1 pseudogene is annotated in these 1,092 nt (G+C 57.4%); it reads left to right on the top strand.

What is annotated here, in order from left to right:
* Positions 1 to 172: pseudogene (locus tag RhoBH5_RS32560) on the top strand (FtsK/SpoIIIE domain-containing protein); the annotation flags it as partial.
* Positions 173 to 1,092: the final 920 nt, after the last annotated feature.

Genomic DNA, 1,092 nt, shown 5'->3' with positions numbered 1-1,092 from the left:
CTACTGGGACGTCTCGACCAAATCGAACAAGCCGCATTGCCTGATCGTCGGCCCGACCGGAGGCGGAAAGACCTCTGCCATCCGCACGATTTTGACCGAAGCGTCTTTGCGCGGAATTCCCTTGATCGGCGTCGATCCGAAGATGATCGAACTCGACGGTCTCAAGGCGCATCAATGCATGAGAGCACTCCCGAAGATCATGTTTCGAACGCAGGCAACTCAGCAACCCCGGAACCCGTGGGTAGTGGTCGGAGTTGGTTCTGGCCACGCGGAGGCCAGTCGGCTGATCGACAGCCAGCCGCGCACTCCGGTGACACTGCCCCTCACTGTCGGTGCCGGTGGACTGAATCTGGCCACGATTCCGGTGTAGCGATAGCCCTTGCATTTACATCCGAAATGTGCAGCGAAATCGACGAGATGTGCGTCCGCTATTGAACAACGGAAAAGGTAATTTGTCGGCAAGATGACAAGTGGGCCTGCAGCCACGTGATGTCTCCGGTCGATTCCTGCCGGGGTAGCGCTGCATTCACGGCGCATCTGCATGAAATGACCGCGCCCGAACTAAAGCGAAACGGACTGAACGCGTGCCCTGCCCGTACACCGAAGCAGCTGCCACTTCAGGCGAGGTCCCCGAGCTGCACCGACACCGAACGAACCCGAGCGCCCCGCGAATACGGCGCAGACAAGGAATTTCAGCCCTCGGGCTAAGTTGTATCAAACAGATGTCACCCCCACCGAGCGCCGCGAGATGATCGTCCGGAGCTTCGGTGACCAACGCATCGCCGATGCTGGTGCGTGGCCCTCGGGACTAAAGCCTCTCGCAGAATTGGACCTTGCGAGAGAAAGTGGGAAAGGAAGAATAGAAAATTCAGATTTTTACAAAAAGATTTCTGAAGTAATTCGGCAATGTTGATTATCGTGGCGGCTAAGTGCAGCAGAGTGTTCACTGGTCGTCGTTATAGGTCATCTATTTCGACGACAGGGAGTGCGTATTCATGAGCCCCGACGCCAGCGGTGTGGACGGTCGGGTTCCTGACCTGCCGACCCCGTCGACCAGAATTTCCGTCACCGAGGATTACGCGGCCGAGATCG

Origin of the sequence: Rhodococcus sp. BH5, from assembly GCF_027583855.1 — a bacterium.
Lineage (GTDB): Bacteria > Actinomycetota > Actinomycetes > Mycobacteriales > Mycobacteriaceae > Rhodococcus_F > Rhodococcus_F qingshengii.
The sequence above is the reverse complement of the archived record's forward strand: the minus strand, read 5'-3'. Positions and strand labels throughout refer to the sequence as shown.